Genomic DNA, 839 nt, shown 5'->3' with positions numbered 1-839 from the left:
GCCAAGGTGTCCCAGACAGGCGCCGTGCCGGGCCCTAGGAGCTTCGACGCCCTCGCCACCCAGCAGTCCAAAGGTTTCACCCGGGTACTGAACGCCGCTCCCGGACAAGGCTCGAAGCCCGACGATGCCGTCTTCTCCGTGTTCGAGGCCTCCGCCACCGTCACGCCCCCACCCGGATACAAGCCGACCGGAGAACTGAGCGGCAAGCTCTTCTTCCTGCCGCCCCGCTGGGACAACGCCAAGTACCTCAAGGTGCCGCAAGGGGCCGCAGTCTTCAGCTACTCCATCCCCCTCGTCTACAACACGAAAGCCGGCGCACCAGAGAAGGCTGTGGCCGACCACATCAAGGCGGCCTTCACCCAACCGGGCAGTACCAAGCCCGCCAACGCGAACAAGAACGTCCCAGGACAGAGCGCCAGCGCTCCCCTGCACCGCCTGTACCACGACAACGCCCGCCGCAAGAAGAACCGGGCGACCGCGGTCAGCACATGCAAGAAGGAGTTCGGCGCCAACTACGCGCAAGGCGGCAAGGAGTGCGACGAGTACCCCTTCGCTGTCACCTACGAAGGCTGCGCCCTGCCCTCATACGATCAGGCCGCGCCGAAGAACAACTTCTCCGTCCGTGCCTTGCCTAAGGCGGACAACGGCAACGCCGGCAACCTGCTCGGTCAGTTCCTGACGCTCAACCGCATCATCGACGGTAAAGACGACGGCTTCTACGTCACCATCACGTAGCGGCAGGCGGTCCCCAGGGGAGCAGCAACGACCGCTCCCCTGGGGACCGTCACACGTCCCCGGGCCAGAACTGGATGAGGTACCGCTCCACGCCCTCGGTGATC

General features: G+C 65.3%; 1 protein-coding gene. It reads left to right on the top strand.

All coding sequences use genetic code 11. The features are described 5' to 3' along the window. A partial coding sequence (locus IE106_RS30610) for a NucA/NucB deoxyribonuclease domain-containing protein (protein WP_268255353.1) occupies positions 1 to 735 on the top strand: 735 nt, incomplete at its 5' end. Between the last annotated feature and the right edge of the window lie 104 nt (positions 736 to 839).

Origin of the sequence: Streptomyces roseolilacinus (assembly GCF_014649335.1) — a bacterium.
Taxonomy (GTDB): Bacteria; Actinomycetota; Actinomycetes; order Streptomycetales; family Streptomycetaceae; genus Streptomyces; species Streptomyces roseolilacinus.
Note: the sequence above shows the minus strand (reverse complement) of the source record. Positions and strands in the feature narration are given on the sequence as shown.